This is a genomic window from Enterobacter cloacae complex sp. P16RS2, from assembly GCF_014982155.1.
GTDB lineage: Bacteria > Pseudomonadota > Gammaproteobacteria > Enterobacterales > Enterobacteriaceae > Enterobacter > Enterobacter cloacae_M.
This window is the reverse complement of sequence record NZ_JADCKW010000099.1, coordinates 1-599: the sequence shown is the minus strand read 5'-3', so window position 1 is coordinate 599 and position 599 is coordinate 1. Positions and strand designations below refer to the sequence as shown.

Genomic DNA, 599 nt, shown 5'->3' with positions numbered 1-599 from the left:
GTGCAATCCCTGGGGAACAAAGATGAGATATTTATTATTATCTTTAGATGCATGCGATACAAACTGACGGAGTATTGTAAGCGCACCACCTGAAGCCAATGCGGTTGCGCTTACTACCATGTATCGATGTTCATTGTTAATCATTGATTACCTGCTGTATATACATTAATTTTTTATGATGTTATGCCTACGATAATAAGTCACACGTTAAAGTAAATTAAATACTACATAAATAATTGTAACCCATGTTTGTCAAAATTAAGCATTTATCTTTCGCTGCTATTCGTAGAGAAACATCATCCATAGTGTCGTAATTTTGGAAAATAGTTTGTTGATGCATAATGTTATAATAGCTGTGTTCATAGGTAAATGGTCGAATAATTTGCAATGCAAAGTAAGCGTATATAAAAAGCTTGCTAAAGTTAACTTTTCTTGCCGTTAATACTTTTTTATAGTAAAAAGACTCTCCAACATGAATGTATAGCAATATTAATACATAAGGGAAACCATACCAGCCTATTCGTGTCATTACAGGCATCATTTTTCCAATAAAAATAGCAAAAGCAATATACAGGCAACACCCAAGCAATATTATATTG

At 32.6% G+C, this 599-nt stretch carries 1 pseudogene; it reads right to left on the bottom strand.

Annotation, left to right across the window (positions count from 1 at the left end):
• Positions 1–217 precede the first annotated feature (217 nt).
• A pseudogene (locus INF68_RS23400) lies at positions 218–599 on the bottom strand (EpsG family protein); the annotation flags it as partial.